Annotated in this window: 27 protein-coding genes; 13 read left to right on the top strand and 14 right to left on the bottom strand. The window is 69.4% G+C overall.

Features of this window, described 5'->3' with window-relative positions; all coding sequences use genetic code 11:
* Positions 1-17 precede the first annotated feature (17 nt).
* Positions 18-866 carry a haloalkane dehalogenase gene (locus tag ACZ5BU_RS19425; protein ID WP_465700650.1) on the bottom strand — a complete coding sequence of 283 codons (849 nt, stop codon included), beginning with the start codon at positions 864-866 and terminating at the stop codon, positions 18-20.
* A 45-nt stretch (positions 867-911) separates the two neighbouring features.
* On the opposite strand from ACZ5BU_RS19425, the gene ACZ5BU_RS19420 reads away from it, so the two are divergent.
* Complete coding sequence (locus tag ACZ5BU_RS19420) at positions 912-1,703, top strand: L,D-transpeptidase family protein (protein ID WP_465700649.1); 792 nt, start codon at positions 912-914, stop codon at positions 1,701-1,703.
* On the opposite strand, the gene ACZ5BU_RS19415 is transcribed toward ACZ5BU_RS19420, so the two are convergent.
* The 5 genes from ACZ5BU_RS19415 to ACZ5BU_RS19395 form a co-directional block, all read right to left on the bottom strand.
* Positions 1,700-2,044 (bottom strand): DUF2516 family protein, encoded by a 345-nt coding sequence (locus ACZ5BU_RS19415; RefSeq protein WP_465700648.1) that lies wholly within the window; start codon positions 2,042-2,044, stop codon positions 1,700-1,702. The genes ACZ5BU_RS19420 and ACZ5BU_RS19415 overlap by 4 nt on opposite strands.
* A 101-nt stretch (positions 2,045-2,145) precedes the next feature.
* Positions 2,146-2,667: a hypothetical protein gene (locus ACZ5BU_RS19410; protein WP_465700647.1), complete on the bottom strand. Its 522-nt coding sequence runs from the start codon at positions 2,665-2,667 to the stop codon at positions 2,146-2,148.
* A 23-nt stretch (positions 2,668-2,690) separates the two neighbouring features.
* Positions 2,691-3,080 carry a helix-turn-helix domain-containing protein gene (locus tag ACZ5BU_RS19405; protein ID WP_465700645.1) on the bottom strand — a complete coding sequence of 130 codons (390 nt, stop codon included), beginning with the start codon at positions 3,078-3,080 and terminating at the stop codon, positions 2,691-2,693.
* 161 nt (positions 3,081-3,241) lie between these two features.
* On the bottom strand, positions 3,242-3,982 hold the full coding sequence (locus ACZ5BU_RS19400) for an SDR family NAD(P)-dependent oxidoreductase (RefSeq protein WP_465700644.1): 741 nt from the start codon (positions 3,980-3,982) through the stop codon (positions 3,242-3,244).
* Positions 3,979-4,974, bottom strand: coding sequence for a hypothetical protein (locus tag ACZ5BU_RS19395; RefSeq protein ID WP_465700643.1), 996 nt, complete (start codon positions 4,972-4,974; stop codon positions 3,979-3,981). Before ACZ5BU_RS19395 ends, ACZ5BU_RS19400 begins: the two co-directional genes overlap by 4 nt.
* Positions 4,975-5,067: 93 nt before the next feature.
* Here ACZ5BU_RS19395 and ACZ5BU_RS19390 point away from each other — a divergent pair, with 93 nt between their 5' ends.
* Positions 5,068-6,270, top strand: coding sequence for a metal-dependent hydrolase family protein (locus tag ACZ5BU_RS19390; RefSeq protein ID WP_465700641.1), 1,203 nt, complete (start codon positions 5,068-5,070; stop codon positions 6,268-6,270).
* Here ACZ5BU_RS19390 and ACZ5BU_RS19385 read toward each other — a convergent pair.
* Entirely contained in the window at positions 6,242-6,985 is a 744-nt protein-coding gene (locus ACZ5BU_RS19385) for an SDR family oxidoreductase (protein WP_465700640.1), read from the bottom strand. The two genes, ACZ5BU_RS19390 and ACZ5BU_RS19385, sit on opposite strands and share 29 nt — an antisense overlap.
* 103 nt (positions 6,986-7,088) lie before the next feature.
* On the opposite strand from ACZ5BU_RS19385, the gene ACZ5BU_RS19380 reads away from it, so the two are divergent.
* The 4 genes from ACZ5BU_RS19380 to ACZ5BU_RS19365 are packed head-to-tail and all read left to right on the top strand — an operon-like array spanning position 7,089 to position 10,490.
* Positions 7,089-7,955 (top strand): helix-turn-helix transcriptional regulator, encoded by an 867-nt coding sequence (locus ACZ5BU_RS19380; RefSeq protein ID WP_465700639.1) that lies wholly within the window; start codon positions 7,089-7,091, stop codon positions 7,953-7,955.
* A gap of 43 nt (positions 7,956-7,998) precedes the next feature.
* Positions 7,999-9,249, top strand: a complete 1,251-nt coding sequence (gene mshA, locus ACZ5BU_RS19375; RefSeq protein ID WP_465701071.1) for a D-inositol-3-phosphate glycosyltransferase — start codon at positions 7,999-8,001, stop codon at positions 9,247-9,249.
* Positions 9,246-9,734, top strand: a complete 489-nt coding sequence (locus ACZ5BU_RS19370) for a type III secretion system chaperone family protein (RefSeq protein ID WP_465700637.1) — start codon at positions 9,246-9,248, stop codon at positions 9,732-9,734. The genes mshA and ACZ5BU_RS19370 overlap by 4 nt, the downstream gene beginning before the upstream one ends.
* Before the next feature lie 9 nt (positions 9,735-9,743).
* Positions 9,744-10,490 carry a phosphoglyceromutase gene (locus tag ACZ5BU_RS19365; RefSeq protein ID WP_465700636.1) on the top strand — a complete coding sequence of 249 codons (747 nt, stop codon included), beginning with the start codon at positions 9,744-9,746 and terminating at the stop codon, positions 10,488-10,490.
* Between the two features lie 111 nt (positions 10,491-10,601).
* Here ACZ5BU_RS19365 and ACZ5BU_RS19360 read toward each other — a convergent pair whose 3' ends face one another.
* Together ACZ5BU_RS19360 and phoU are read right to left on the bottom strand one after the other, a co-directional pair.
* Positions 10,602-10,838 carry a hypothetical protein gene (locus ACZ5BU_RS19360; protein ID WP_465700635.1) on the bottom strand — a complete coding sequence of 79 codons (237 nt, stop codon included), beginning with the start codon at positions 10,836-10,838 and terminating at the stop codon, positions 10,602-10,604.
* A 139-nt stretch (positions 10,839-10,977) separates the two neighbouring features.
* A complete protein-coding gene (gene phoU / locus ACZ5BU_RS19355; protein ID WP_465700634.1) occupies positions 10,978-11,685 on the bottom strand; it encodes a phosphate signaling complex protein PhoU in 708 nt (235 codons plus the stop codon).
* 196 nt (positions 11,686-11,881) lie between these two features.
* Here phoU and ACZ5BU_RS19350 point away from each other — a divergent pair, with 196 nt between their 5' ends.
* The 3 genes from ACZ5BU_RS19350 to ACZ5BU_RS19340 all read left to right on the top strand — a co-directional run bounded on the left by ACZ5BU_RS19350 (position 11,882) and on the right by ACZ5BU_RS19340 (position 14,882).
* The gene (locus ACZ5BU_RS19350; protein ID WP_465700632.1) at positions 11,882-13,099 is read left to right on the top strand and encodes a sensor histidine kinase; all 1,218 of its coding nucleotides are present in this window, start codon (positions 11,882-11,884) and stop codon (positions 13,097-13,099) included.
* Entirely contained in the window at positions 13,096-13,773 is a 678-nt protein-coding gene (locus tag ACZ5BU_RS19345) for a response regulator transcription factor (protein WP_141858161.1), read from the top strand. The genes ACZ5BU_RS19350 and ACZ5BU_RS19345 overlap by 4 nt, the downstream gene beginning before the upstream one ends.
* Positions 13,774-13,853: 80 nt before the next feature.
* Positions 13,854-14,882, top strand: a complete 1,029-nt coding sequence (locus tag ACZ5BU_RS19340) for an iron-siderophore ABC transporter substrate-binding protein (RefSeq protein ID WP_465700630.1) — start codon at positions 13,854-13,856, stop codon at positions 14,880-14,882.
* A gap of 48 nt (positions 14,883-14,930) precedes the next feature.
* Here ACZ5BU_RS19340 and ACZ5BU_RS19335 read toward each other — a convergent pair whose 3' ends face one another.
* Positions 14,931-15,578 (bottom strand): hypothetical protein, encoded by a 648-nt coding sequence (locus tag ACZ5BU_RS19335; RefSeq protein WP_465700629.1) that lies wholly within the window; start codon positions 15,576-15,578, stop codon positions 14,931-14,933.
* A 286-nt stretch (positions 15,579-15,864) separates the two neighbouring features.
* Between ACZ5BU_RS19335 and ACZ5BU_RS19330 the strand changes: the two genes are divergently transcribed.
* From ACZ5BU_RS19330 to ispF, 3 genes are read left to right on the top strand one after another with little or no spacing between them, the layout of a single operon-like run.
* Positions 15,865-16,350: a CarD family transcriptional regulator gene (locus ACZ5BU_RS19330; protein ID WP_130446326.1), complete on the top strand. Its 486-nt coding sequence runs from the start codon at positions 15,865-15,867 to the stop codon at positions 16,348-16,350.
* Between the two features lie 9 nt (positions 16,351-16,359).
* Positions 16,360-17,058 (top strand): 2-C-methyl-D-erythritol 4-phosphate cytidylyltransferase, encoded by a 699-nt coding sequence (ispD, locus tag ACZ5BU_RS19325; protein ID WP_465700627.1) that lies wholly within the window; start codon positions 16,360-16,362, stop codon positions 17,056-17,058.
* Positions 17,055-17,525 carry a 2-C-methyl-D-erythritol 2,4-cyclodiphosphate synthase gene (gene ispF / locus ACZ5BU_RS19320; RefSeq protein ID WP_465700626.1) on the top strand — a complete coding sequence of 157 codons (471 nt, stop codon included), beginning with the start codon at positions 17,055-17,057 and terminating at the stop codon, positions 17,523-17,525. Before ispD ends, ispF begins: the two co-directional genes overlap by 4 nt.
* Positions 17,526-17,632: 107 nt before the next feature.
* Here the strand turns inward: ispF and ACZ5BU_RS19315 are convergent, their stop codons facing one another.
* Positions 17,633-18,607: a nitrilase family protein gene (locus ACZ5BU_RS19315; RefSeq protein ID WP_465700624.1), complete on the bottom strand. Its 975-nt coding sequence runs from the start codon at positions 18,605-18,607 to the stop codon at positions 17,633-17,635.
* 70 nt (positions 18,608-18,677) lie between these two features.
* Between ACZ5BU_RS19315 and ACZ5BU_RS19310 the strand changes: the two genes are divergently transcribed.
* Complete coding sequence (locus ACZ5BU_RS19310) at positions 18,678-19,541, top strand: LysR family transcriptional regulator (protein ID WP_465700623.1); 864 nt, start codon at positions 18,678-18,680, stop codon at positions 19,539-19,541.
* Here the strand turns inward: ACZ5BU_RS19310 and ACZ5BU_RS19305 are convergent.
* Genes ACZ5BU_RS19305 through ACZ5BU_RS19295 form a run of 3 tightly spaced genes read right to left on the bottom strand, consistent with a single transcriptional unit; the run spans position 19,538 to position 25,433 of the window.
* Entirely contained in the window at positions 19,538-20,206 is a 669-nt protein-coding gene (locus ACZ5BU_RS19305) for a hypothetical protein (protein WP_465700622.1), read from the bottom strand. The genes ACZ5BU_RS19310 and ACZ5BU_RS19305 overlap by 4 nt on opposite strands.
* Positions 20,206-21,510 carry a M1 family metallopeptidase gene (locus ACZ5BU_RS19300; protein WP_465700620.1) on the bottom strand — a complete coding sequence of 435 codons (1,305 nt, stop codon included), beginning with the start codon at positions 21,508-21,510 and terminating at the stop codon, positions 20,206-20,208. The genes ACZ5BU_RS19305 and ACZ5BU_RS19300 overlap by 1 nt, the downstream gene beginning before the upstream one ends.
* Complete coding sequence (locus tag ACZ5BU_RS19295) at positions 21,510-25,433, bottom strand: Pls/PosA family non-ribosomal peptide synthetase (protein WP_465700619.1); 3,924 nt, start codon at positions 25,431-25,433, stop codon at positions 21,510-21,512. Before ACZ5BU_RS19295 ends, ACZ5BU_RS19300 begins: the two co-directional genes overlap by 1 nt.
* Between the last annotated feature and the right edge of the window lie 36 nt (positions 25,434-25,469).

Genomic DNA, 25,469 nt, shown 5'->3' with positions numbered 1-25,469 from the left:
GTCGATGGCGAACTCCTTCAGCAGGTCGGGATCCAGTCCCGTAGGGCGGCGGCGATCTCCGGTGCCGAGTCCTCCGGGAGGAAGTGCAGTCCGGCGACCGTCACCTCTTGTTGGTTCGGCCAACGACGGCATTGCTCGCGGAGCGGGCCGTTCAGCAGTGCGCCCGGCTCGCCGTTGACGAACAGCTTCGGTACCCGTGTCGTCGCCATCCACGCGGCGTTCGCGGCCACGATCTCGTGGACGTCGGGTGGCGTACCGTCGATCGGGATCTCGCGGGACCAGGTGAGCATCGGGCGGCGGCCTTCGCCGGGTTCGACGTACGGCGCCCGGTAGGCCGCCAGTTCGTCGCCGGTCAGTTTCCGCATCGTGCCGCTCGGCAGCACCACCTCGACGAAAACGTTGTCCGTCAGGACGAGGTCCTCGCCCTCGTCGCTGCGCAGCCGGCGGAACAGGTCCGGCGCGGGCGCGTTCGGGCTGTCCCAGCTGACCGGCGCGACGAGCGTCTCGAGGTACGCGATCCCACGGACGGCGCCCGGGTGCCGTCGCGCCCAGTCGACGGCCAGTACGCCGCCCCAATCGTGTCCGACCAGGATCACGTCGTCGTCGAGCCCGAGCTCCGCCAGGAACGCGTCGACGTACCGCCGGTGGTCGACGAAGCGGTAGCGCGTGCTCTCGGGCGCATCCGACGGACCGGAATCGCCCATCCCGACCAGGTCCGGAGCGATGCAGCGAGCAATCGACGACACCGGCCCGAGGAGGTTGCGCCACAGGTACGACGACGTCGGATTGCCGTGCAGGAAAACGACCGGTCGACCCTCGCCGGCCTCGCGATAGGCGAGGTTCGCGGCTTTCAGACCTGTGCCCATGGGACCATCCTGCAGGTACCCTGGGCCAACCGAACGGGGGTCTCGATGCGCGGGCTGATCATTCGAAAGACGTTGTCGGCACTCGTCGTGGGTGGCGCGGTTGCTGCACTGCTGAGTGCCGGAACCAGCGCGAACGCGTCCACGAACGATGTCCGTGCGACGCCGTTCGAGATCAGCGGTGAGCTGCCGATCTTCCCGAAGGCCCTGTACAAGAACGGGTCCAGCGGCGGCGGAGTCCGCAAGGTCGAGGCCCGGCTCGTACAGCTGAAGCTGCTCGAGAAGCGCTACCAGGACGACGACTTCGGGACCATGACCCGGTCCGCGGTGAAGAAGTTCCAGAAGTCGAAGGGCATTCCACCGCTCGGGTACGTCGACCAGAACACGCTGAACCAGCTGGCCAAGGTGACCCACGAGCCGACCCAGATCGAGCTGTATCCGCCGGCGCCCGTGGTCGACGGCAAGAAGCTCGACCCGCGCTGCGCGACCGGTGTGGCGCTGTGCATCGACAAGACCACCCGCAAGCTGCGGTACGTCGTCGACGGCGTCGTGAAGATGCAGATGGACGTCCGCTTCGGAGCGGTGAAGACGGCGACCCGGGAGGGCAGCTTCACGGTCGGCTGGAAGAGCCGCAACCACGTCTCGAAGCTGTACGACTCGAAGATGCCGTACGCGATGTTCTTCAGCGGCGGCCAGGCGGTGCACTACTCGTCGGACTTCGCGGCCCGTGGTTACAACGGTGCGTCCCACGGCTGCGTGAACGTCCGTGACCTGGCCAAGATCAAGATCCTCTTCGACGAGGTCCACGTCGGCGACAAGGTGATCGTGTACCGGTCCTAGAGGGGACGCGGACCCCGGCGGCGGCGCAAGGCACCCCAGCCGCCGCGGCCACGGCCGGTGGCGGCGCGCAGGGCCGGACGGGCGTCGACCAGGTAGACGGCCGACGCGACGATACCGATCAGGCCGAAGAAGCTCAGCCAGCCCTGGAACACCTGGCTGAGGGCGAACACGGCCAGGACCAGCACCCAGCCGGGCTTGGTCAGCTTGTCGGCGGCGATGAACACGGCCCGTGGCCGGACCAGCGCGTCGGCGAGGGCGACCAGCTTGATGGCCATCAGGACCCACCAGATCACCGACAGCGGATCTGCGAATCCGGGGATCAGGCTTTGCCAGATGCTCATGCTACGAGCCTAACCGACAGCCGGGCGGCCCACCTCTGCTCAGCAGCAGCTGTGGACCGCCCGGCCTCAGGATTCACCGCGAAGTGGGTGAATCGTCACCCTCAGTCGCCGACCTTGTCGGCGGCGGACTCGGCGGCCTTGGTGGCGGCCTTCGCGGTCTTCCGGGCGCTGGTCGCGGTCGCCTTCACGTTCCGGGACGCGGTCTGCGCGGTCTTCTTGACGGTGGTGCGGGTGGCCTTGGCCTTGCTCACCGTGGTCTTGGCGGCGGCCTCCAGGTCCTCGGTGGCCTGCTGGTGGCGGATCCGCTCGACCAGGTCCTTGCCGCGGCCGGCCAGGTCCTCGTAGGTCTCCTCGGCCTGGCCGAGGACGACGGTCAGACCGGCCTGCGCGGTCTTCGGCAGCTCGCGGAGCTTCGCCGGGGCGGTCCGGGCGTCGGCGACGATCGCCTCGAAGCGCTTGGTCAGCTCGGCCTGCGCCTTGGTGAACTCGGTCTGCAGGGCCTTCTGGTCGAGCTTCGCGAACCGGGCGGTCACGTCGACGCCGACGGCGCGGACCTTCTCGACCGCGAGGTCGCCGGCGCCGGCGATCGCGTAGAACGGGGTAACGGGGGTACGGGTAGCCATCAGGCTGCTCCTCCGGGGTGTCTTCAGTCGTCAGCAGGTGGGGTGTTCTCGCGGACGAACGACGCGTACACGTCCAGCAGCACACGCTTCTGCCGTTCGTTCAACGCCGGGTCGAGCAGGACGGCGTCGACCACACCGGAGGGCTGCTTGCCCTCCTGGTTCTCGTCCGGATCGAGAATGCCGGCCCGTACGTACAGGGTCTCCGCGGAGATCCGCAACGCCTTCGCGAGCTGCTGCAGCACATCGGCCGACGGTTTCCGCAGGCCGCGCTCGATCTGGCTGAGGTACGGGTTCGACACTCCGGCCAGATCGGACAACTGCCGCAGCGACAGCTGCGCGTGCCGCCGCTGCTCGGCGAGGTACTCCCCGAGGGAGCCCACCGCCCCAGCTGCCCGATCACTCAACTTGGCCATGGACCCAGTGTGCTAGCAACGTGCTTGCAATTGCAAGCACCCACCCCGTGACCCCGCTCACCCACCACTTTGAGAAGCCACCAACCATTTTCGCGACCCGGAAATGGTTGGTGGCTTCCCAAAGTTGGCCAGGCAGGCGGGCGGGGTCGGAGCCGGTGGGGTTACCGCTCCCGGTGGACCTTGTGCTGGGCCGCCTGGGCGCGGGGGCGGACGGTGATGCGGTCCAGGTTGACGTGGGACGGGCGGGTGGCGACGTAGGCGACGATGTCGGCGATGTCGTCCGCGGTGAGCGGTTCGCGGACGCCGGCGTACACGGCGTCGGCCTTGGACTGGTCGCCGCCGAAGCGGGTCAGCGCGAAGCCCTCGCTCCGGACCATGCCGGGGGCGATCTCGGTGACCCGGACCGGCTGGTCGTACAACTCAAGGCGGAGCGTGTCGACGACGGCCTTCGCGCCGTGCTTCGCGGCGACGTACCCACCACCGCCCTCGTACGCGACCTGGCCGGCGGTCGAGCCCATCACGATGATCGTGCCGCGCCCGGCGATGAGGGCCGGGAGCAACGACTTGGTGACCGCCGCGACCGCGATCACGTTCACCTCGAACATCCGCCGCCACGCGTCCAGGTCCGCCTCGGCGACCGGCTCGAAGCCGAACGCGCCGCCGGCGTTGTTCACCAGTACCTGCAACTCGGGACCCACCGCCGCGGTCAGCGTCGCGACGTCGGCCGCCGACGTGACGTCGCACTGCACCGCACGGCCGTCGATCTCCTTGGCCAGTGCCTCGATCCGGTCCAGCCGCCGCGCGGCGCAGATCACCTCGAAACCCTCCCGGGCGAGGTACCGCGCCGACGCGGCCCCGATCCCACTGCTAGCACCGGTCACCACCGCAAGAGGACGAGTCATACCCCAAGCTTCTCAAACGCCTTCGCCGGCTCGACGGGCTGTCTCACCGGCCGCCGGGCGGCCGCGACCACTCCGGCGAGCGCGACCAGGCTGACCGCCATGAACCCGCCGAACATTCCCAGGGTTTGTCCGTCGGGGTGGATCAGCGACTGTCCGCGGAACGCCTGTACTGCAACGGTCGCCATCACACCGGCGTACCCGAACGCAGCCACGCCGACGAGCCGCGCCCGGACCCGCTCCGGCTGCAGCCAGGTCATCCGGCGGCCGAGGAAGTGCAGCGCGAGCAGGACGAGCAGCAGGAAGTGGATCGCGTGCAGACCGACGAAGTGCGGGATCCGCAGGTCGCCGCCGACCGTGCTCCAGTGCGTCAGCGGCATTCCCGGCCCACCGGCCTCGACGCCGATCCCGTGGCTGCCGGCGAGCGTCACGGGATGGCCGTACGCGTCGGTCGTCTCCGTACGCTGACCGTTCGCGCCGACCAGGTAGAACGCGATCGCCATCCCGGCGACGGCGAGCCCGAGGCCGATCCGGATCGCCCGGTTCAGCGGCGCGTCGCCGACCCGCTGGAACTGCAGCATGATCGCGATCACCAGGCTTGCGCCGAACAGGCCGAGTACGCCGGACATGAACACCTGCTGCCCGACCTGGTTGAACGTGTCGGGGTTCGCGTTGAAGTGGCTGAACGTACCCCGCGCGGCCTGTACGGCGATGAACCCGACGTCGACGATCCCGGTGATCGCGAACACGGTCCCGGTCCACCAGCCGAAGCGTTTCGCCTTGCGCAGCTTGGAAAGCAGCCACGCGAGCGTCCCGCCGTACAGGACGAACGAGATGCCGAACTTGAACGGCTTGAGCCACACGGACTCGTTGAGGATCTCCCGATGGTCGACCGCGAGACCGACGCCGGAGGTCAGGACCAGACCGGCCATGACGAGCACCATCAGCATCAACGGGCGATGCCAGGACTTGGCTTCTTGGAGGGCTGTACGCATGCCTCAATGCTTTCGGCGAACGGCTGGTAAAGCAGTGGTGCGAATCCGCCATCCGGGGTGGAGGTAGACCTACCCTGAGAGACACTGCGGGACATGATCGCGTTGCGGGCCGACCGAATCTTCGACGGTGAACGGATCGTCGACGAGAACCTGTTACTGGTGCAGAACGGCAAGGTTGTCGCTCTGGCCCGGGAGGTTCCGGCGGGCGTTGAGGTACGTGAGTTGCCGGGCTGCACGATTCTTCCCGGGTTGGTCGACGCTCACGTCCACCTGACCGCCGATGCCGGACCGGGAGCGCTGGATCGGCTCGCGAACCTGCGGATCGCCGCGCAGACGGCCGGGCTCGCCGCGACCAGGCGGGCGCTGGCTGCGACGATCGAGCGCTCGTTGGGGCTGCAGCTTGCCGCTGGTGTCACCACCGTGCGCGATCTCGGTGATCCGTACGACGCCGTCCTCAAGTGGCGTGCGGCAGCACCGGACGGGTTGCCGACGGTCGTCGCATCCGGTACTCCGATCACCAGCAAAGGCGGTCACTGCGCGGGCCTCGGCGGGGAGGTCGCCGGTGTCGAGGCGATGCGGGCCGCTGTCCGGGAGCGGGCGGCGAACGGAGCCGACGTCATCAAGGTGATGGCCAGCGGCGGCGTCCTGACGCCTGGTACGGACACCCTGAGCCCGCAGTTCACCCTCGACGAACTGACGGCCGCGGTCGACGAGGCCCATGTGCACGGCCTGCCGATCACCGCTCACGCCCACGCGCTGTCCGCCGTACGGCAGGCCATCGACGCCGGTGTCGACGGCATCGAGCACTGCACCTGCCTCACGCCGGAGGGCGTGCTCATCGACGACGACTTGGTCGGGCGCCTCGCGGGTATCGCCGTCTGCGGGACGCTCGGTTCGGACCGGTCGATCGTCGTACCGCCCGAGATCCTGGAAATGGTCGCGAAGGCCGGTCTCAGTGAGGCCGCGCTCCAACAGGCAGTACGCCGCCTGTACGACGGAGGCGTCCGCATCGTCGCCGGCTCGGACGGCGGGATCGGACCCGCGAAGCCGCACGGCCTGCTGCCCGCGACGCTCGCCGAGTACGTCGAGGCCGGGATCCCCGCCACCGCCGCGCTGATCGCGGGTACGTCGGCGGCCGCGGACGCGCTCCGGGTGCCGAAGGGCCGGATCCGTCCCGGTGTGGACGCGGACCTGCTCGTCGTACCGGGGGATCCGACCGTGGACATCACAGTGTTGGCCGAACCAACAAACATCTATCTAGCCGGGGTCAGGCTTGGCGGGTCGGCAGGGCGATGATCTGACGCAGGTTCAGCTCGCGCCGGCGGCTGACCGCGAACGTCACCACGTCGGCGATGTCGTCGGCGTGCAGTGGGCCGATCTGCTCGTTCATCGAGGCGATCAACTGCTGCCCATCGACGTCCAGGTGGCCGGCCAGTTCGGTGTCCGTCAGCCCAGGCTCGACGTTCGTGACGCGGACGTCGTACGGCGAAAGGTCCGCGCGGAGCGCCGCCGACAACTGGGTCAGGGCCGCCTTCGTCGCGCCGTACACGGCGTACCCGGGGAAGATCGCGTGCGCGCCGATCGAGGAGATGTTCACCAGGTCGGCCGTCCGGCCCTCGCCGGCCGCCTTGATCAGGTCGGGCGTGAAGGCGTGGATCAGCCGCAGGACGCCGGTGACGTTGGTGTCGATCATCCGGGTCCAGTCGTCCAGCCGGCCGTCGGCGATCGGCGCCGCCAGCATCACGCCGGCCGCGTTCACCACCAGGTCGACGGTCTCGAGCCGCTCGTGGATCCTTTGAGCTCCGGAGTCCACGGACTCCTGCTGGGTGACGTCGATCCCGACCCCGAACGTACGGTCGCCGAGCTTGCCGGCCAGGTCGTCGAGCCGGTCCTGCCGCCGGGCGACCAGCGCGACCGAGGCGCCGGCCTCGGCCAGCTGGGTCGCGATCGCGGCGCCGATCCCGCTGGCGGCGCCGGTGACTACTGCGTTGCGAATGCTCAAGTTGGTCATGGCACCGATCCTGGAGCGGTCGCGACGGCTTACCCAGGTGTCTGCTGAGCCTGGTTCTGGCAGGACCAGGTTGCGGGGCCCGGCAGGCCTGGATACTGGAGGCATGGATCGTCGTGCGGAGCTGAGCGAGTTCCTCAAGTCGCGCCGGGCGCGCGTGCAACCGGAGGAGCTCGGCATCAAGGTGTACGGCGGGCGCCGCCGCGTCCCCGGCCTGCGCCGCGAGGAGCTCGCCCAGGCGGCGGGCGTCAGCGCCGACTACTACGTACGGCTCGAACAGGGGCGTACCGACAACGTCTCGGAGGAGATCCTCGACGCCGTCGCGGACGTACTCAGGCTGACCGGCGACGAGCGGCGCCACCTCGCCGTACTGGCGAAACCGGTCCGCCGCAAGGTCAGACGCCGTACGACGCAACGCGTCCGCCCCGGTGTCCAGCGGCTGCTCGACTCGATGACCGACGTACCGGCGTTCGTCCTCGGTTACCGGATGGACGTGCTGGCGTGGAACGACCTGGCCGCCGCGCTGATCGGTTATGACCCGAAGCATCGGAACGTCCCGCGGATGGTGTTCCTCGATCCGGCGTCGCACGACTACTACCCGGACTGGGAGGCGGTCGCCGCGGAGAGTGTCGACTACCTGCGGATGTACGCCGGCCGGTACCCGGAGGACCGGGAGCTGGCCGAGCTGGTGGGGGAGTTGTCGATCCACAGCCCGGAGTTCCGCGAGTACTGGGCGCGGCACGACGTGAAGGACAAGACGTTCGGCGCGAAGGTGTTGCACCACCCGGTGGTCGGGGAGATCGCGGTGGACTACGAGACGCTGCAGCTGCCTGGGGACGCGGATCAGCTGCTGGTGACGTACACCGTCGAGCCCGGCTCGACCTCGGAGCAGAACCTGCGGCTGCTCGCCAGCTGGCAGGCACCGGCTAGGGAGAACTCCCGATTCCCGGCGGAGGCCCCGGAGATACCCTGACCAGGTGACCGAAATCCCGCTCTCCCAGATCCGGCGGGTCGCGATGATCAGCCTGCACACGTCGCCGCTCGACCAGCCGGGCACCGGGGACGCCGGCGGCATGAACGTGTACGTCGTGGAGCTGTCCAAACAGCTGGCCGGGCTCGGGATCGAGGTCGACGTCTTCACCCGCGCGACCGCGTCGGCGATGCCCGCCCGGGTGGAGCTGCTGCCGGGCGTCACGGTCCGCAATGTTGCCGCCGGCCCGTACGAGGGGTTGACGAAGAACGAGCTGCCCGCCCAGCTGTGTACCTTCGCGCGTGCGGTGCTGCGCGCCGAGGCGATCCACGAGCCCGGCTGGTACGACGTGATCCACTCGCACTACTGGTTGTCCGGCCAGGTCGGTCTGCTCGCCCGCGATCGTTGGGCGGTCCCACTGGTTCACACGATGCACACGATGGCCAAGGTGAAGAACGCCAGCCTGGCCGAGGACGACGTACCGGAACCGCCCGCGCGGCTGCTCGGAGAGGAACAGGTCGTCGAGGCGGCCGACCGGCTGCTCGCGAACACCGACGACGAGGCGCGCGAGCTGATCGAGCTGTACGGCGCGCAGCCCGCGAAGGTCGGGGTGGTCAACCCGGGCGTGGACCTGGAGCTGTTCAGCCCGGGTTCTCAGGCGGCCGCGCGGCAGGAAGTCGGGTTGCCGGAGGATGCCGTCGTACTGGCGTTCGTCGGGCGTCTGCAGCCGTTGAAGGCGCCTGATCTGCTGATCCGGGCGGCGGCGCGGATGCTCGAGCGGGACCCTGGGCTGCGGTCGCGGCTGGTGGTCGCGATCATCGGCGGGCCGTCCGGGAACGGGATGGAGCACCCGGAGTCGCATGCGGAGCTCGCGCGGGCGCTGGGGATCTCCGACGTGACTCAGTTCGTGAAGCCGATGGAGCGGTCGCGGTTGGCCTCTTGGTACCGGGCGGCGTCGGTCGTCTGCGTACCGTCGTACTCCGAGTCCTTCGGGCTGGTCGCGCTGGAGGCTCAGGCGTGCGGTACGCCGGTGGTCGCGGCGGCGGTCGGCGGCCTGAGTACGGCGGTCGTCGACGGGCGGACCGGGTACCTGGTGCACGGGCACGGCGTGGACGACTTCGCCGACGCGCTGGCGCGGATCGCGACGGATCCGGCCGTCCGCGAGACCATGAGCCACGCGGCGGTCGCGCACGCCCACGGCTTCGGCTGGGAACTGACCGCCCGCAGGACGCTGGCGGCGTACCGGACCGCCGCGCAGACGATGGCGGCCGAGATCGCCGCGGAGGTGGCTGGGTGAGAGTCGCGGCGGCGGACGTGATCCGCCAGGTTCTGGTCGAGAACGACCTCTCGTTCACCGAGGACGAGCCAGGTGTTTTCGCGGCCGATCTGCCGGGGGAGCGGAAGCTCAAGACGACCGTGATGCTGTCGGTCGGGCCGCAGGCGGTCCACGTACATGCCTTCGTGGCCCGGCAGCCGGACGAGAACCACGCGGCCGTCTACCGGTGGTTGCTGGAGCGGAACCTGAAGATGTACGGCGTGGCCTTCGCCGTCGACCACCTCGGCGACATCCACCTGGACGGGCGGGTGCCGCTGCACGCGATCACCCCCGGTGAGGTGGACCGGCTGCTCGGGGCGGTGCTGGAGTACGCCGACTCGTCGTTCAACACCATCCTCGAACTCGGGTTCGCCACCTCGATCCGGCGCGAGTACGAATGGCGGGTGTCGCGCGGCGAGTCGACTCGAAACCTGGACGCGTTCAAGGGCTGGCTCGAGCCTCGGTAGTCTTCGGGTATGACCTATCGCCTGATCCTGCTCCGCCACGGCCACAGCGACTGGAACGCCAAGAACCTCTTCACCGGCTGGGTCGACGTCGACCTGAACGCCCAGGGCGTCGAGGAGGCGCAGCGCGGTGGCGAGCTGCTCCGCGACCGTGACCTGCTGCCCGACGTACTGCACACCTCGGTGCTGCGGCGCGCGATCCGGACCGCGAACATCGCTCTCGAGGTCGCCGACCGCCAGTGGATCGACGTACGCCGCTCCTGGCGCCTGAACGAGCGGCACTACGGCGGCCTGCAGGGCAAGGACAAGAAGCAGACCCTGGAGGAGCTCGGCGAGGAGCAGTTCATGCTGTTCCGCCGCTCGTACGACACCCCGCCGCCGGCCATCGAACGCGGCTCCGAGTACGACCAGGCCGGCGACCCGCGCTACGCCGGCCTGCCGCCGGAGCTCCTGCCCGCGACCGAATGCCTCAAGGACGTCGTCGAGCGGATGCTCCCGTACTGGTACGACGCCATCGTCCCCGACCTCCGCTCCGGCAAGACCGTCCTCGTCACCGCCCACGGCAACAGCCTCCGCGCCCTGGTGAAGCACCTCGACAACCTCGACGAGAAGACCGTCGTCGGCCTCAATATCCCGACCGGCATCCCCCTGTACTACGAACTCGACGACAACTTCAAGCCGGTAACCCCCGGCGGCGAATACCTCGACCCCACCGCCGCCAAGGAAGCCATCGAAGCCGTCAAGAACCAGGGCCGCTGACCCTCCACCACCCCGAAGCACCCGCCTCCGGCGCAGCCGCCTGCCCCCGGCTCCGCCGGGGCGCGTCGGGTGCAACCGGTTGCCAGGGCGTTGGGCAGCCGCTCGGAAGCCTCAGGAACCGGATGCCGTGGGTTCGTCCAGGTTCACGGTGCGGAGGTAGGCGAGTCTGGCCTGTAGTTCGGGCTGGTCGCCGAGAGCTTCGGCGCTGGCCTCCAGTAGGTCGCGCTGGGTTCGCAGAAGCTGCTTCATCCGGTCTTCGACCGCGTCGAGGTGAGCCAGCAACTCGGGACCCGTCAGGCCCGACACGTCGGTGTTGACCAGGCGGTCGGTCTCGGACTCGTCGTTCATACCGGTGAAGATACCTGCGCCACCCAGCACGTCGAGGTGGCGGACCCCCAGGCCATCACAATCTTGCAGGGCGGAACAGCGCGGCGACAACAAAGGCGCCCCCGGCAACTGTTTGCCGGGGGCGCCTGAGTAGGAAAGGTCAGTTGCCGTTCGGGTTCGGGGCCGAGGCGCCGGCGCCGGAGCCGGCGGCGGTGCCGCCTACGGCTACGGGGAGTTCGCCGGTGACGAGGTAGACGACCCGCCGGGCCATGGCGACCGAGTGGTCGGAGATTCGTTCGTAGTAACGACTGAGGAGGGCCATGTCGACCGCCACCTCTACGCCGTGCGGCCAGTCGGCGTCCATCATCAGGCGGAACTGGTTCGAGCGGAGCTTGTCCATCTCGTCGTCGGTGGCCTCGAGCTTGCCGGCGGCCTCGACGTCGCGGCTGGCGATCACGTCTCCGGCGGCGTCGACCATCTTGCCGGCCACGGAGCCCATCGAGGCGATGACGTCGTGCAGCTCGTTCGGGATCGCGGGTGCCGGGTAGCGCATCCGGGCGATCTTCGAGACGTGTGCGGCCAGGTCGCCCATCCGCTCCAGGTCGGCGACCATCCGCAGCGCGGCGACCAGCATCCGGAGTTCGTTGGCGACCGGGGACTGCCGGGCCATCAGTTCGAAGACCTTCTCCTCGACGCCCTCACCGGCAGCGTCGAGCTGGATGTCGGACGCGATGACCTCTTCGGCCTTACGGATATCGGCCTCCAGCAGGGCCGCGGTCGACCGGCGTACGGCGGTGGACACCGTCCGCGTCATCCGCTCCAGCTCGGCGAGGATGTCGTCGAGCTGCTCGTGGTAACTGTCACGCATGGTGTTCGAATCCGATCTGTGGTGTCCGGTGCCGGGGCGGGGCACCAGCACGGTACCCGCCCACCGGTGACCGTATGCCGTCGAGGTTGCCGGACGGCGACGAGTGGTGAACGACCGATGAACAGTTAGGTCGTGTCCCGGTCATCCGGTGCTCATTCGGTCTTTCCCTGCTGGTTGCCCGCGTAGCATCGATGCCGTGGACCCCACGCTGGCTGCGGTGCTGGGCGGCGTCATCGGCGCGGCCCTGGCCCTGCTTTCGCTCGGTGCGATGATGCTGTCGGAGCGGGCTCAGCGCAAGATCCCGGAGTCCCCGGAGCCCGCCGTACCGGTGGGTGTCGCCACGGTGCTGTCCGTACTGCGCTCCTCGGCGGTCGTGATGGGCCCGGAGGACCAGGTCCTGCAGGCCAGCGCCCCGGCGCACGTGCTCGGCATCGTCCGCGGTGAGCGGCTGGTCGTCGACGACATCCTGACGATGGTCCGCCAGGTCCGCCGGGACGGGGAGATCCGCCAGCAGGACCTGGAGATCGTCCGCGGCCGGCTCGGCGCCACGCAGTACGTCAGCGCCCGCGTCGCGCCGCTGGGCAGCCAGCTGGTGCTGGTCCTGGTCGAGGACCGGACCCGGGAGCGCCGCCTGGACGCGATCCGGCGGGACTTCACCGTCAACGTCAGCCACGAGCTGAAGACCCCGGTCGGTGCGCTGATCCTGCTCGCCGACGCGGTCTCGGAGGCCTCCGACGACCCGGAGGCCGTCCAGCGGTTCTCGGACCGGATGCGGATCGAGGCGTCCCGGCTGAGCCGGCTGGTCAAGGAGATCATCGAGCTGTCCCGGCTGCAGGGAGACGACCCGCTGGAGAACCCGGGCCCGGTGGACATCAACTCGGTCATCGAGACCGCGGTGGACCGCTGCCGGATCGACGCCGAGGACCGCGACATCAAGCTCGTGGTGAAGACCGAGCCCGAGCTCGAGGTGCTGGGCAGCGAGGACCAGCTGGCGATGGCGATCGGCAACCTGGTCGAGAACGCCATCAACTACAGCCCGGACGGCACCCGGGTCGCGGTCGCCGCGCACCCGATCGGCGACCTGGTCGAGGTGACGGTGTCCGACCAGGGCGTGGGCATCCCGAGCAGCGACCTGGAGCGGATCTTCGAACGCTTCTACCGGGTCGACCGGGCCCGCAGCCGGGAGACCGGCGGTACCGGTCTCGGCCTCTCGATCGTCAAGCACATCGCCTCCATCCACGGCGGCGACGTACGGGTCTGGAGTGTCGAGGGCCAGGGCTCCACCTTCACCGTGAGACTCCCGCTGCGGTTCGAACCCGCGCCGGGCCAGACCGACTCCCTCAGCCAGGAGGAGGCGGCCGTAAACCTGACGCCTACCCCGTCAGGTCAGATCGCAAAGGAGACAGCTTCGTGACCCGAGTGCTGGTCGTCGAAGACGAAGAGAGCTACAGCGACGCGCTGTCGTACGTGCTGCGCAAGGAAGGGTTCGAGGTCGCCGTCGCGGAGACCGGACCGGACGCGCTGGACGAGTACGACCGCGCCGGTGCGGACATCGTCCTGCTCGACCTGATGCTGCCGGGTCTGTCCGGCACGGAGGTCTGCCGGGCGCTCCGCAGCCGGGGCAACGTCCCGGTGATCATCGTCAGCGCCAAGGACACCGAGGTCGACAAGGTCGTCGGGCTGGAACTGGGCGCGGACGACTACGTGACCAAGCCGTACAGCCCGCGCGAGCTGCTGGCCCGCGTGCGCGCCGTGCTGCGGCGTGGTCAGGACGTCGAGCTGCTGCCGGACACCCTGGAGGCAGGGCCGGTACGGATGGACGTCGAGCGGCACGTGGTGACCGTCGGCGGTACCGAGATCCGGCTGCCGCTGAAGGAGTTCGAGCTGCTCGAGATGCTGCTCCGGAACACCGGGCGGGTGCTCACCCGCGGTCAGCTGATCGACCGGATCTGGGGCGCCGACTACGTGGGCGACACCAAGACGCTGGACGTACACGTCAAGCGGCTGCGTTCGAAGCTCGAGAAGGATCCCTCGAACCCGCAGCACCTGGTCACCGTGCGTGGCCTGGGGTACAAGTTCGAGTCCTGAGTCACATCCCTACGGGTCGCAACGGCCTGTGAGGTTAGCTTAGGCTCTCCTTAGTTGAGGCAAGCTAAGGAGAGTCACTCATGTCCTGGTCCCGTACCAAGGTCGTCAGTGCGGTCAGTGCCGCATTGCTCGCCACGACCTCGCTGGCCGCCTGCGGCAGCGGCGACGACAAGGCCGCCGACACCTCGGCCGGTAGCGCCGGTGCGGCACAGTCCGGGTTCCCGGTCACGCTGAAGAACACGTTCGGCGAGACGACCATCACCAAGCAGCCGGAGCGGATCGTCACGCTCGGCTGGAACGCCCAGGACGTGGTCTACGCGCTCGGCGAGACCCCGGTCGGGATGCCGAAGGTCACGTACGGCCCGACCGCCGACGGCGTCACCGCGTGGGACGCGGACAAGTTCGACAAGTCGAAGACGACACTGCTGGACACCGGCGACAAGTACCCGTTCGAGAAGATCGCGGCGCTGAAGCCGGACGTCATCCTGGCGCCGTACGAGGGGTTCGACGCGGCGACGTACAAGACGCTGAGCGACATCGCGCCGACCGTCGCGTACCCGGGCGCCCCGTGGCAGACCACCTGGCAGGACCAGACGCTGCTGGTCGGTGAGGCCCTCGGCAAGAAGGCCGACGCGGAGAAGCTGATCGCCGGCATCCAGGACAAGCTCAAGCAGGTCGCGGCCGAGCATCCCGAGTTCAAGGGCAAGACCGTCACGGTCGGCTCGTTCGGTGCCGAGAACTACGTCTACATGCCGGGCGACCCGCGCGTGCAGATCCTGAACGAGCTGGGCTTCAAGAACGCGCCAGGCGTGGAGGCGCTGGAGAAGACCAACACGAAGAAGGAGTTCTCGCTGACGATCAGCAAGGAGAAGGTGGCCGACGTGGACGCCGACGTGCTGATCGCGTACGTCGACGGGATCGGGACGCAGAAGTTCCTGGCCGACCCGGTCTACTCGTCGCTGAAGGCGGTCAAGAGCGGCGGCGCATACCCACTGCAGGACCAGCAGGTCATCTCCGGGATGAGCGCGGTCAGCGTACTGAGCGTCCCGTGGGTGCTCGACAAGGTCCTCCCGGGCCTGTCCAAGGCCGCGGCGGCGAGCAAGAACTGACAGACCTGGAACGGGCCGCTCCGCGCTGGAGCGGCCCGTTCTGAAGTACTACTGGGCTGCCGGGACCGGGGTCGGGGAGTAGTGGTCGTCGGTGAGGACCGGGACGTACGCCGAGACCGGGGCCGCGGTGCCGAAGGTGACGGTGACGTTGACCATCTCGCCGGGCTTCGCGCCGGTCACGGTGATCGCCGGGCCGCTGTCCTCCGCGCCCGGCGTCGGGGCCGACGGTGTGTCGGTCGGACCAGCGGACGGGGTGGACGGGGTCGCCGTCGGGGTCGAAGCCTCGGCGCCGGTCGCGTTGGCGCCGGGCAGCAGGACGGCCGTGTGCGGGGCGAGGTCCACCGGACCGGTCAGGCCGGTGAACTGGACCTGGCCCGGCTGCGGCTGGTCGCTGCCGGCCTGGCCGTCGGAGGTGCTGGGGTCGGCCTGGGCGATCTTGACCAGGGTGTCCGCGTCGTCGCCGTTGTTGACGATCACTCCGTGCAGTTCGCCCTTGCCCTCCGCGTCGGCGAGCACCACGAAGTTGCGGAGCTTGAGCTGACCGCTCTCCATGTTCGTGCCCTCGGCGGCCTGGTACGGCTGCAGGGTCGGCGCGGAGAAGCTCGCGCTGCATGCCGCCAGCGCGATACTGAGAGTGGCGGCGGCACCCGCCAGCGCGGTGCGCCGGGCGATCCGCGAGGACAAGCTGATCGGCACTGGAATCCCTCTCGTGCAAGCTGTTTGCGGCAAGTGTGGCGCCGTCAGGCAGCGGCCTCCGGCGCCCCAAAGCGTAGCCCTCGGTCGCCGGGCACTCGACGCCGGGATGCCCTTCACGAAGCGGTCAGGTGGTGCAGTGCAACTATTGGAGGCAACGGTCACGCGCGCACGAAGGCACGGCGGAGACCGTTTGTCAAGGCGGGAAATGGCCCCTGACCAGCGCAAACGCCCGAACCGGACCATGCGCCACGTGGTAGTATGGATCTTGGAAAGGGGCACTTCACACATGACTTTCACAGTCGGCGAGACGGTTGTTTACCCCAATCACGGAGCGGCCGTCATCGAGGACATCGAGACCCGTCAGATCAAAGGTGAGGACAAGACCTATCTGGTCTTGAGGATCGTCGCTCAGAACGACCTGGTCGTCCGGGTCCCCGCGTGCAACCTCGATCTCGTCGGCGTGCGTGACGTCGTGGATCAGGCCGGCCTGGAGCGCGTCTTCGACGTGCTGCGCGCGCCGCACACGGAGGAGCCGACCAACTGGTCGCGACGCTACAAGGCGAACCTGGAGAAGCTGCACTCCGGTGACGTGCTGAAGGTGGCAGAGGTCGTCCGCGACCTGTGGCGCCGGGAACGTGACCGCGGTCTGTCCGCCGGTGAGAAGCGGATGCTGGCGAAGGCTCGCCAGATCCTCGTCTCCGAGCTGGCGCTGGCCGAGCACACCAACGAGGACAAGGCGGAAGCCATCCTCGACGAGGTTCTCGCCTCCTAACACAGTCCGATGAGTAGCGCGGTCGTGATTCCCGCGGCCGGGCTGGGGCTGCGGCTTGGTGGTGAGACACCGAAGGCATTTCGAGAGGTCGGTGGCGATTCGCTGCTGGTCCACGCGGTGCGTGGCCTGAAGGCAGCGACCGCCGCCGACCTCGTCTGCTTCGTGGTCGCCGTACCGCCTGGCGCCGAGGATGCCGTCGGCAAGGAACTCGAGCCGTACGTCGGTGCCGCCCGGCTGATCGTGGTCGCGGGCGGGGCCGAGCGGCCGGACTCCGTACGGGCTGCCTTGGACGTGCTGCCCGTGGACGGGATCGACTGCATCCTGGTGCACGACGCCGCGCGGGCGTTCGTACCGGTCGACGCGATCGAACGCGTGGTCGCGGCGGTACGGGCCGGCGCGGAAGCTGTCGTACCGGTGGTGCCGGTGACGGACACGATCAAGGTGGTCGGACCCGGCGGCGAGGTCGTCGACACGCCCGACCGGTCGACGTTGGTCGCCGTACAGACGCCGCAGGGGTTCGCCCCGGAGGTACTGCGTCGCGCGCACGCCGCGGGTGCCGACGCCGGGGTGACCGACGACGCGATGATGTGCGAGCGGATGGGGGTCACGGTGCACACCGTCGAGGGCTCACCGGACGCCTTCAAGGTCACCCGCCCACAGGATCTCCTGCTGGCCGAGGCGCTGCTCGCGGAGAGGCGGACGTCGTGAAACTCCCACGCGTCGGCAACGGCATCGACGTACACCCGCTGGAGCCCGGCCGCCCCATGTGGCTCGCCGGGCTGCTCTGGCCGGACGAGCCTGCCGGCTTGTCGGGGCATTCGGACGGTGACGCGGCGGCGCACGCGATCTGTACGGCGCTGCTCACCGCGGCCAAGCTGGGTGACCTGGGGTCGAACTTCGGAACCGCCGAGCCGGAGTGGGCCGGTGCGGCCGGAATCGCGCTGGTGGCGGAAGCGGCCCGCCGGGTGCGCGCCGCCGGGTTCGAGATCGGCAACGTCACGGTGCAGATCGTCGCCAACCGTCCGCGCATCGGCACCCGCCGCGAGGAGGCCGAGAAGGTCCTCTCCGCCGCCTGCGACGCCGAGGTATCGGTCAGCGCCGCAACCACCGACGGCCTGGGCTTCCCCGGCCGCGCCGAAGGCATCGCCGCCATCGCCACAGCCCTCGTCTACTAACCCGCCCCGCCCCACCCCACCCCACCCCACCTCTCGTCCCCGCGGTCGCTTGCCGACTTTGAGAAGCCACCGACCATTCTTGAGGCGATATCGTGGTTGGTGGCTTCTCAAAGTTGGGTGGGGGAGACGGGGTCGGGGGAGAAGCGGGCGGCTCGGGGGTCGAGTTCGTTGCCGAATCGCTGGGTGAGTGGGCCGTAGAGTTCCGGGCGGCGGCCGCGGAGCCAGCGGCGGCCGGTGGACAGGGGGACCAGGTCGAGGTCCAAGTCGGCCAGTACGACCGACTCGGCGGGGACGGGTGTTTCCGCGACGATCCGGCCGTACGGGTCGAGGATCATGCTGTTGCCGGTGCGGACCTCGTCGTCGTCGCGGCCGACTCCGTTGCTGAAGAGAACGAACAGGCCGTTGTCGTGGGCACGCGCCGGCAGCCAGCGCAGCAACCACCCGCGCCCGTTCGGCCCGTTGAACGCGGCCTCGACCGCCGCCGGATCAGCTAGTCGGTTCTCCCACAAGGACAGCGGGATCGGCTTCATGCCGTACGGGCTGCGGGAGTCCGTCCCACCGGTCTGATGCGGCGCGATCAGGACCGTTGCACCGAGCAACGCCGTGATCCGGACGTTCTCGACCAGGTTGTTGTCCCAGCAGATCAGCACCCCGGCCCGGAATCCCCACGGCGTGTCGAAGACCGTGTACGACGACCCGCTCGCGATCGCCTCGTGTTCGAACGCATGCAGCTTCCGGTGCACGTGGACCCGCCCGTCCGGCAGACAGACGGCGTAGGAGTTGAACAACACGCCGTCGGCAACTTCCAGGAACCCGACGCCGATCCCCACCCGGAGCTCAACAGCCAGCGCGAGGACCCGCCTGACCAGCGGCCCGTCGGCAGCCTCGGCAAGTGAGTGCAGCCGGGCGGTGGTCTGCCGCCGCAGATGCCAGTACCCGAGCAGACACATCTCCGGGAACACCACCAACCTCGCGCCATCCTGAGTCGCCTCCCGAGCCAATCGCTCGACCGTGGCGAGGTTGGCGGCCGGGTCGTCACGGACTGGTTCGAACTGGACAACCGCTGCGCGAAAGGACGTCATACCCCCATCGAAACGCCTGGCGACCCATGACGTCCAATGACTGTTTGCGCCGATTCCATATCCTGAGGTTATGGATCTCCGGCTGCTCCGAGCGTTCGTCACGGTGGCCAGGCTGCGGAACTTCGGGGCCGCGGCGACCGAGTTGTCGACCAGTCAGCCTGCGCTGACGAAACAGATCCAGGTCCTCGAGCGCCGGGTCGGTGCCGTGCTGTTCAGCCGCGGCCGGCACGGGGCCCGGCTGACCCAGGCAGGAGAGCTGTTGCTTGCTGACGCTCTGGAGTTGCTGGAGCGGTCCGAGGCGTTCGAACGGCGGGCCGCGCAGGTCGCGTCCGGGACCGAAGGCTCGCTGGCGATCGGCTTCGGGTTGTCCGGGATCGAGCTGGCCCCGCGGGCGGTGGCGCTGTTCCGCAGCCGGTGGCCCGGAGTGACGATCTCGCTCGAGGACCTACCGTCCGCGGTGCAGTGCGAGCGGTTGCTGGCGGGCAGCCTGCAGATCGGGTTCGTACGCCTGCCGGCACCGGCAGGGCTGGAGCATCTCCGGTTGCGCCGCGACCGCCTCACCCTCGCCGTAGGGGCTGATCAGACCCTGCCGCGGGACCTCGTCAGCTGGATCGACGCGCGCCCGCTGGTCCGGCTGACCCCGGCGCGCGGTCCCGGGCTGACGGCCCAGATCAACAGCCTGTACGCCGAACTTGGTTGCCATCCGCAAGTACTCCAGGAGGCCGGCGACCTGCAGACCGTCCTCGCCCTGGCCGCCGCCGGCGTCGGCCCGGCCGTCGTACCGCAGACCGCCGAACGGATCGCACCGCCGGAGCTCCGGCTGGTTCCGCTCCCGGGCCGTGCCGCGACCTGGTGGACCGGCGCCGCGTGGGCCACTCGTACCCCACTCACCGAACGCTTCGTCAAAGTCGCCGCCGAGGTGGCCAGGACCTAAGGACCGGACGAGAACCCCGGCTTCACGACATGCTTGACCTGGCCGTGCAGTCGCTTCCGGTTGTAAGCCGCAGTGCCGACGATGCCTGCTGCGCCGAGGAGGGCGAGGCCGCCGCCGATCGATTCCGTGGTGAGGTTCTCCTGGCCGACGTACTGCGGTTGGAGGACTCCATGCGGGTCGACGACGACCTGCACGTTTCCGTTCGGGAACTCGTGCAGGCCGTGCTTGTGGAAGTCGTAGCTGTGTCCGTCCGGGCAGTCCGCGGTGAAGTCGGTGACCGCGAACCCGTCCCAGCCGCGGACCCGGCAGCTGATCGTCTTGCCCACGATGTGCAGCCCGATCGGCGTCGGCAGCATCAGGAACGGTACGGCGGCCAGCCCGCAGGCCGCCGCTCCGTAGAAGCTGAAGTTGCCACCACCCAGCGTCGCGATGCCGATGGCAAAGAACACCACACCCATGATCATCACGAGCGCCGCCAGCACGACATTGTGCGGCGGGAGCGCATCCAACGCGCCGGCGGTGACGAAGAGCGTCAGCCCGAGCAGGATGTACCGCCAGGTCGGGCCGTGCGGTGACCCCAGCCGCCGCAGGTGCCGTCCGGCGATGATCGTGACCGCGATGATCAACGACACCCCACCGAAGAACTCCAGCGGCACGTACCTCATCAGCGTTTCCGAGGCAGTGGCGGCAGCTCGTACGAGTCCAGCCAGGCGGCGAGCAGGTGCCGGAGCACCTCCTCGTCCGGGCTGAACCTGGTGGCCAGGGCAATGAAATCCGTCGTGGTCACCGACCCGTGCCGATGCTCCTTCGTCCAGGTCCGGAGCAGTTCGAAGAACGCGTCGTCACCCAGGTGCTTGCGCAGCACGTGCAAGGTGATCGCGCCGCGTTTGTAGAGCCGGTCGTCGAACATCAGCTCCGGCCCCGGATCCGACAGCATCAGGTCCTGCGGCAGGCCTTTCAACCGTGTATGAGCCTTCGCGACCTGCTGATCGGCCGTCAGCCCGCGCGACTCCTCCGACCACAACCACTCGGCGTAGCAGGCGAAGCCCTCATTCAGCCAGATGTGCTGCCAGTTCGACGGGGTCAGGCTGTTCCCGAACCACTGATGCGCGAGCTCGTGCGCGACCAGCCGCTCGGAGCCGCGCCGCCCGTCCAGGTGGTTGCTGCCGAACACCGAGATGCCCTGCGCCTCCAGCGGGATCTCGAGCGGGTCGTCGGTCACCACGACCGTGTACCCGCCGAACGGGTACGGCCCGAACTGCCGGCAGAACAGCTTCATCATGTCCTGCTGCCGCCCGAAGTCGTACCGGAACTCGCGGATCTGCCCGCCCGGCAGCGCACCACGGATCGTCACCGGCGTGGCCGCCAGGTCGACCTCGTCGTACCGGCCGATCTGCACGGTCGCGAGGTACGTCGCCATCGGCGCCGCCTGGTCGAACACCCACGTCGTCCGGCTCGCCTTCACCCGCCGCGAGACGAGCCGTCCGTTCGCGACCACCTGGTACGGCGAATCGGTGGTGATCGAGATCCGGTAGTGCGCCTTGTCGCCGGGGTGGTCGTTGCACGGGAACCAGGTCGCCGCGCCGCTCGGCTGACTGGCGACGATCACGCCCTCGGTCAGCTCCTCCCAGCCGAGCTCGCCCCATGGGCTGTCCTCGGGCCTGGGGTTGCCGTTGTACTGGACGTCGACGGTGAACTCGGCGCCGTCCGGGATCGTGGTCGCGGGCGTGATGTGCAGCTTGCCGGCGCGATGGGCGTACCGCTGCGGGCGGCGGCCGTTCACCGCGACCTTCGACACGCGCAGCCCGGACAGGTCGAGGCTGAACCGGGACAGCGCCTGGGTCGCGAACGCCGTGATGGTGGCCTTGCCGGTCAGCCGGTTGCTGCTGACCCGGTAGTCGAGGTCGAGCTCGTACGACTCGACCTTGTAGTCGGTGCTTCCGTGGCTGGGGACATAGGGGTCAACCATCAGCCCTGCCAAGGAGCGATCGGGTTCCCAGCCCAGCGCGTCCCGGCCGGCACACCTTCACCACGCATGACGAGAGACACCGGGCCGATGGTAGCGCCTGCTCCGAGGCCGGCGGCCGGAAGGACGATGCCATGCGGCCCGAGCGTTGCCCCGGGCCCGAAGGTGACTGTGTTCATGGAGAGAACTCGATCATGAAAAAGGTGCGTCTGCAGCACACAACCGCGATTCACCGTGGCGCCGTCGCCCAGGGTGATCAGATCCGCCTCCGGCAACCAGTACGTCTCGCACCAGACGCCCTTGCCGATCTTCGCTCCGAGTGACCGCAGCCAGAGGTTCAGCACCGGCGTACCTGCGGCGGCGTTCGCGAACCACGGCGCGGCGACCAGTTCGACGAAGCTGTCGACGACCTCGTTGCGCCACACGAACGAGCTCCAGAGCGGGTACTCGACCGCGCGGGTGCGGCCGACGATCAGCCACTTCGCGACCGTCGCCATCCCGCCCGCGACCGCGCCCGCGGCCAGGATGACCGCGCCGGAGAGCAGCACGGCGGGCCACGGGCCGAGCCAGATGTCCAGCGCCTGCAGCCCGAACAGCACGCCCAGCGCGATCAGCACCGTGCACATCATCGGCACGAAGCGGCACAGCTCGACCAGCGCCCGGGCGACCTTCAGCTTGTACGGCGGGTTGTACGTACGGCTCTGGTCACCCGAGACGGCCTGCCGGCGGAGCTTCACCGGCGGGGAGCCGAGCCACGACGTACCGGCCTTGGACTTCTTCGGGGCTGCGGACAGCACCGCGACCAGGCCGTTCTTCGGGACGCTTCGCCCGGGAGCCGTCATCCCCGAGTTGCCGAGGAACGCGCGCTTGCCGACCTTCGCGCCGGCCACGTGGAGCCAGCCGCCACCCAGCTCGTACGACGCGATCATCGTGTCGTCGGCCAGGAACGCGCCCTCACCGACGGTGGTCATCTTCGGCAGCAGCAGTACCGTCGACGCCTCGACGTCGCGGCCGATCTTGGCGCCGAGCGCCCGCAGCCACCACGGCGTCAGCAGGCTCGCGTACAGCGGGAAGAGCAGCGTACGGGCCGAGTCGAGGAGCCGCTCGGTCGCCCAGACCTGCCAACCGATCCGGCTGCGGACCGGGTAGTGACCGGGCTTGATACCGATGCCGAGCAGCCGGACACCGATCAGCGTGAGCACCGCGATCGTCACGAAACCGACGACTGTCATCAGCGGGACCGCGCCGAGCGCGTGCATCGCCGCGTCGCCAAGGGTCTCGGTACCGCGCAGCGCGTGCCCGAGGACCGCGAACGCCGCGACGGCGCCGGCTACCGGGATCAGCGACATGATCGCGGACTGGGCGCCGTACGCCGCGACCCACCACGGCGCGCGGTTCGGGCGGTGGTCCGGCCACGGATGCCGCGCGCGGCCGATCCGGGACGCGGGCGAACCGGACCAGCGCTCGTTGTCCGGGACCTTGCCGGAGACGGCGGAACCGGCCATGATCTCGGCGCTCCGGCCGATCTCGGTACCGGGGAGCAACGTACTGCGGGATCCGACGACCGCGTCGGCGCCGACGGAGACCCGGCCGACGTGCAGCTGGTCGCCATCGGTCCAGTAGCCGGCCAGGTCGACCTCGGGCTCGATCGAGGCGCCGCGGCCCATCGTGAGCATGCCGGTGATCGGCGGGAGCGTGTGCAGGTCGACGCCGCGGCCGATCTTCGCTCCGAGCGCGCGGGCGTAGTACGTGATCCAGGGCGCGCCCGCGAGGTTCGCGGCGCCGGCGGCGTCGGCGAGATTCTCGGCCGCCCACAGCCGGACGTGCACGTTGCCGCCGCGCGGGTACGTACCGGGCTCGAGCCCCCGCAGCAGGATCCGCGCCCCGACAACGGCGATGCCCATCCGGCCCGCCGGGCTGATCAGGATCAGCCAGCCGGCCAGGATCCACCACCACGACACGGTCCGCGCCCACGGCAGCGGGTCGATCAGCGTGGCGAGCAGGTTGTTCAGCGTGAACAGGTAGACCAGCCAGCGGACGCCGACGACCGTCTGCAGGATCAGCGTCAGCGCGGTCTGGAGGAGCTGCGTGCCCTTCGGCGTCGGCCGGATGTCGCGCAGATCGACCGGCTCCAGCGCCGCGGGCTGGAAGTCGTCGAGCCGCTCGGCCAGCGCGCCGAGCCGCGGGTACTCGTAGATGTCGCCGACGGTGACCTCGGGGAACTTCTCCCGCAGCGCCGACACCAGCTGCGCCGCGGCCAGGCTGCCGCCGCCGTGCAGGAAGAAGTCGTTGTCGGCGCCGGTCACCTTCGCGCCGAGGACCTTCGTCCAGCGCTCGGCCAACCACCCGGCCGTACCGTCGAGGTCCGCGGCAGGGCCGTCGGTGTCCATCCCCGGCAACGGCCAGGGCAGTGCGTTGCGGTCGACCTTGCCGGACGTCCGGGTCGGCAGCGTGTCCACGATCGCGAGCAGCGGTACGAGCGCCGCCGGCAGTTCCTCCCGCAGTCGCGCCGTGGCCTTGGCGTTGTCGAAAGTGTTCGGGTCCTCAGGTACGACGTACCCGACGAGGAGCTGGTTACCCGCGGCGCTGTTCCGCACCGCGGCCGCGGCGCCGCTGACGCCGGGCAGTGCCTGCAGTGCGGCGTCCACCTCGCCGAGCTCGATCCGCCGGCCGCCGAGCTTGACCTGCTCGTCCGCACGGCCCTGGAACAACAGGCCCAACGGGTCGGACCGCACCAGGTCGCCACTGCGGTACGCACGTTCCCAGCCGAGCGCCGGCATCGGCGCGAACTTCTCGGCGTCCTTGACCGGGTCCAGGTAGCGCGCCAGGCCGACGCCGCCGATGATCAGCTCCCCGATCTCGCCGTCTGCGACTTCGTTGCCTGCGGCATCTACAACGGCGAGGTCCCAGCCGTCCAGCGGAAGGCCGATCCGGACCGGGCCCTCACCGGTCAGTTGCGCGGCGCACGCGACCACGGTCGCCTCGGTCGGGCCGTACGTGTTCCAGACCTCGCGGCCCTCGACCGCGAGCCGTTCGGCCAGCTCCGGCGGGCAGGCCTCGCCGCCGAAGATCAGCAGCCGGACCTGGTCCAGTGCGTCGGCCGGCCAGAGCGCGGCCAGCGTCGGCACGGTCGAGACGATGGTGATGCCTTGGGCAACCAACCACGGCCCGAGGTCCATACCGGTACGGACCAGGGAGCGGGGCGCGGGCACCAGGCAGGCGCCGTGCCGCCAGGCCAGCCACATCTCCTCGCAGGACGCGTCGAACGCGACCGACAGACCGGCCAGCACCCGGTCGTCGGGGCCGATCGGCTCGTCCTGCAGAAAGAGGCGGGCCTCGGCGTCCACGAACGCGGCCGCCGAACGGTGCGTGACCGCGACACCTTTCGGTACGCCGGTCGATCCCGACGTGAAGATCACCCACGCGTCGTCGCCCGGCTCCGGCCCGGTGCCCTTGGGTTCGGTCGTACTCGACGCGTCCATCCGCGCGGAGTACGGGTAGTCGAAGGCGCCGTTCGCGGCCTCGTTGTCCATCGGCTCGGGCTGCGGACGCGTGAGGCTGAGCGCGAGCTCGTCGCCGACCGTGGCCGCGACGTCGGCCTCGCCGAAGACCAATTCGGCGCGTTCCTCCGGGTCGTCGGCGTCGACCGGTACGTACGCCGCACCCGCCTGCAGGGTGCCGAGAATCGCGACGTACAGGTCGTTGTGCCCGGACGAGATCCGGATCCCGACCTTGTCGCCCGGCCCGATCCCGGCGGCCGTCAACCGGCCGGCGAACTTGGTGGTCTGCACCAGCAGTTCGCGGTAGCTGAGGCTGACGCTGCCGTCGTCCAGCGCCGGCTCGTCGGCGTATCGGGCGGCCGTCTCTTCGAGTACGTCCACCAACGTCCGCGCGGCCGTCGCCAACTCCCCGCGTCGCAACGTCACGGGCGGATACTACGCCGCTCAGTTACCGTTTCGATA

The sequence above is a fragment of the Kribbella sp. NPDC031520 genome (genome assembly GCF_055580825.1).
Note: the sequence above shows the minus strand (reverse complement) of the source record. Positions and strands in the feature narration are given on the sequence as shown.

Coding starts and splice junctions, on each gene's coding strand:
- ACZ5BU_RS19425 (WP_465700650.1), bottom strand. CDS start 866: ATGGGCACAGGTCTGAAAGCCGCGAACCTCGCCTATCGCGAGGCCGGC.
- ACZ5BU_RS19420 (WP_465700649.1), top strand. CDS start 912: ATGCGCGGGCTGATCATTCGAAAGACGTTGTCGGCACTCGTCGTGGGT.
- ACZ5BU_RS19415 (WP_465700648.1), bottom strand. CDS start 2,044: ATGAGCATCTGGCAAAGCCTGATCCCCGGATTCGCAGATCCGCTGTCG.
- ACZ5BU_RS19410 (WP_465700647.1), bottom strand. CDS start 2,667: ATGGCTACCCGTACCCCCGTTACCCCGTTCTACGCGATCGCCGGCGCC.
- ACZ5BU_RS19405 (WP_465700645.1), bottom strand. CDS start 3,080: ATGGCCAAGTTGAGTGATCGGGCAGCTGGGGCGGTGGGCTCCCTCGGG.
- ACZ5BU_RS19400 (WP_465700644.1), bottom strand. CDS start 3,982: ATGACTCGTCCTCTTGCGGTGGTGACCGGTGCTAGCAGTGGGATCGGG.
- ACZ5BU_RS19395 (WP_465700643.1), bottom strand. CDS start 4,974: ATGCGTACAGCCCTCCAAGAAGCCAAGTCCTGGCATCGCCCGTTGATG.
- ACZ5BU_RS19390 (WP_465700641.1), top strand. CDS start 5,068: ATGATCGCGTTGCGGGCCGACCGAATCTTCGACGGTGAACGGATCGTC.
- ACZ5BU_RS19385 (WP_465700640.1), bottom strand. CDS start 6,985: ATGACCAACTTGAGCATTCGCAACGCAGTAGTCACCGGCGCCGCCAGC.
- ACZ5BU_RS19380 (WP_465700639.1), top strand. CDS start 7,089: ATGGATCGTCGTGCGGAGCTGAGCGAGTTCCTCAAGTCGCGCCGGGCG.
- mshA (WP_465701071.1), top strand. CDS start 7,999: ATGATCAGCCTGCACACGTCGCCGCTCGACCAGCCGGGCACCGGGGAC.
- ACZ5BU_RS19365 (WP_465700636.1), top strand. CDS start 9,744: ATGACCTATCGCCTGATCCTGCTCCGCCACGGCCACAGCGACTGGAAC.
- ACZ5BU_RS19360 (WP_465700635.1), bottom strand. CDS start 10,838: ATGAACGACGAGTCCGAGACCGACCGCCTGGTCAACACCGACGTGTCG.
- phoU (WP_465700634.1), bottom strand. CDS start 11,685: ATGCGTGACAGTTACCACGAGCAGCTCGACGACATCCTCGCCGAGCTG.
- ACZ5BU_RS19340 (WP_465700630.1), top strand. CDS start 13,854: ATGTCCTGGTCCCGTACCAAGGTCGTCAGTGCGGTCAGTGCCGCATTG.
- ACZ5BU_RS19330 (WP_130446326.1), top strand. CDS start 15,865: ATGACTTTCACAGTCGGCGAGACGGTTGTTTACCCCAATCACGGAGCG.
- ispD (WP_465700627.1), top strand. CDS start 16,360: ATGAGTAGCGCGGTCGTGATTCCCGCGGCCGGGCTGGGGCTGCGGCTT.
- ACZ5BU_RS19315 (WP_465700624.1), bottom strand. CDS start 18,607: ATGACGTCCTTTCGCGCAGCGGTTGTCCAGTTCGAACCAGTCCGTGAC.
- ACZ5BU_RS19310 (WP_465700623.1), top strand. CDS start 18,678: ATGGATCTCCGGCTGCTCCGAGCGTTCGTCACGGTGGCCAGGCTGCGG.
- ACZ5BU_RS19305 (WP_465700622.1), bottom strand. CDS start 20,206: ATGAGGTACGTGCCGCTGGAGTTCTTCGGTGGGGTGTCGTTGATCATC.
- ACZ5BU_RS19300 (WP_465700620.1), bottom strand. CDS start 21,510: ATGGTTGACCCCTATGTCCCCAGCCACGGAAGCACCGACTACAAGGTC.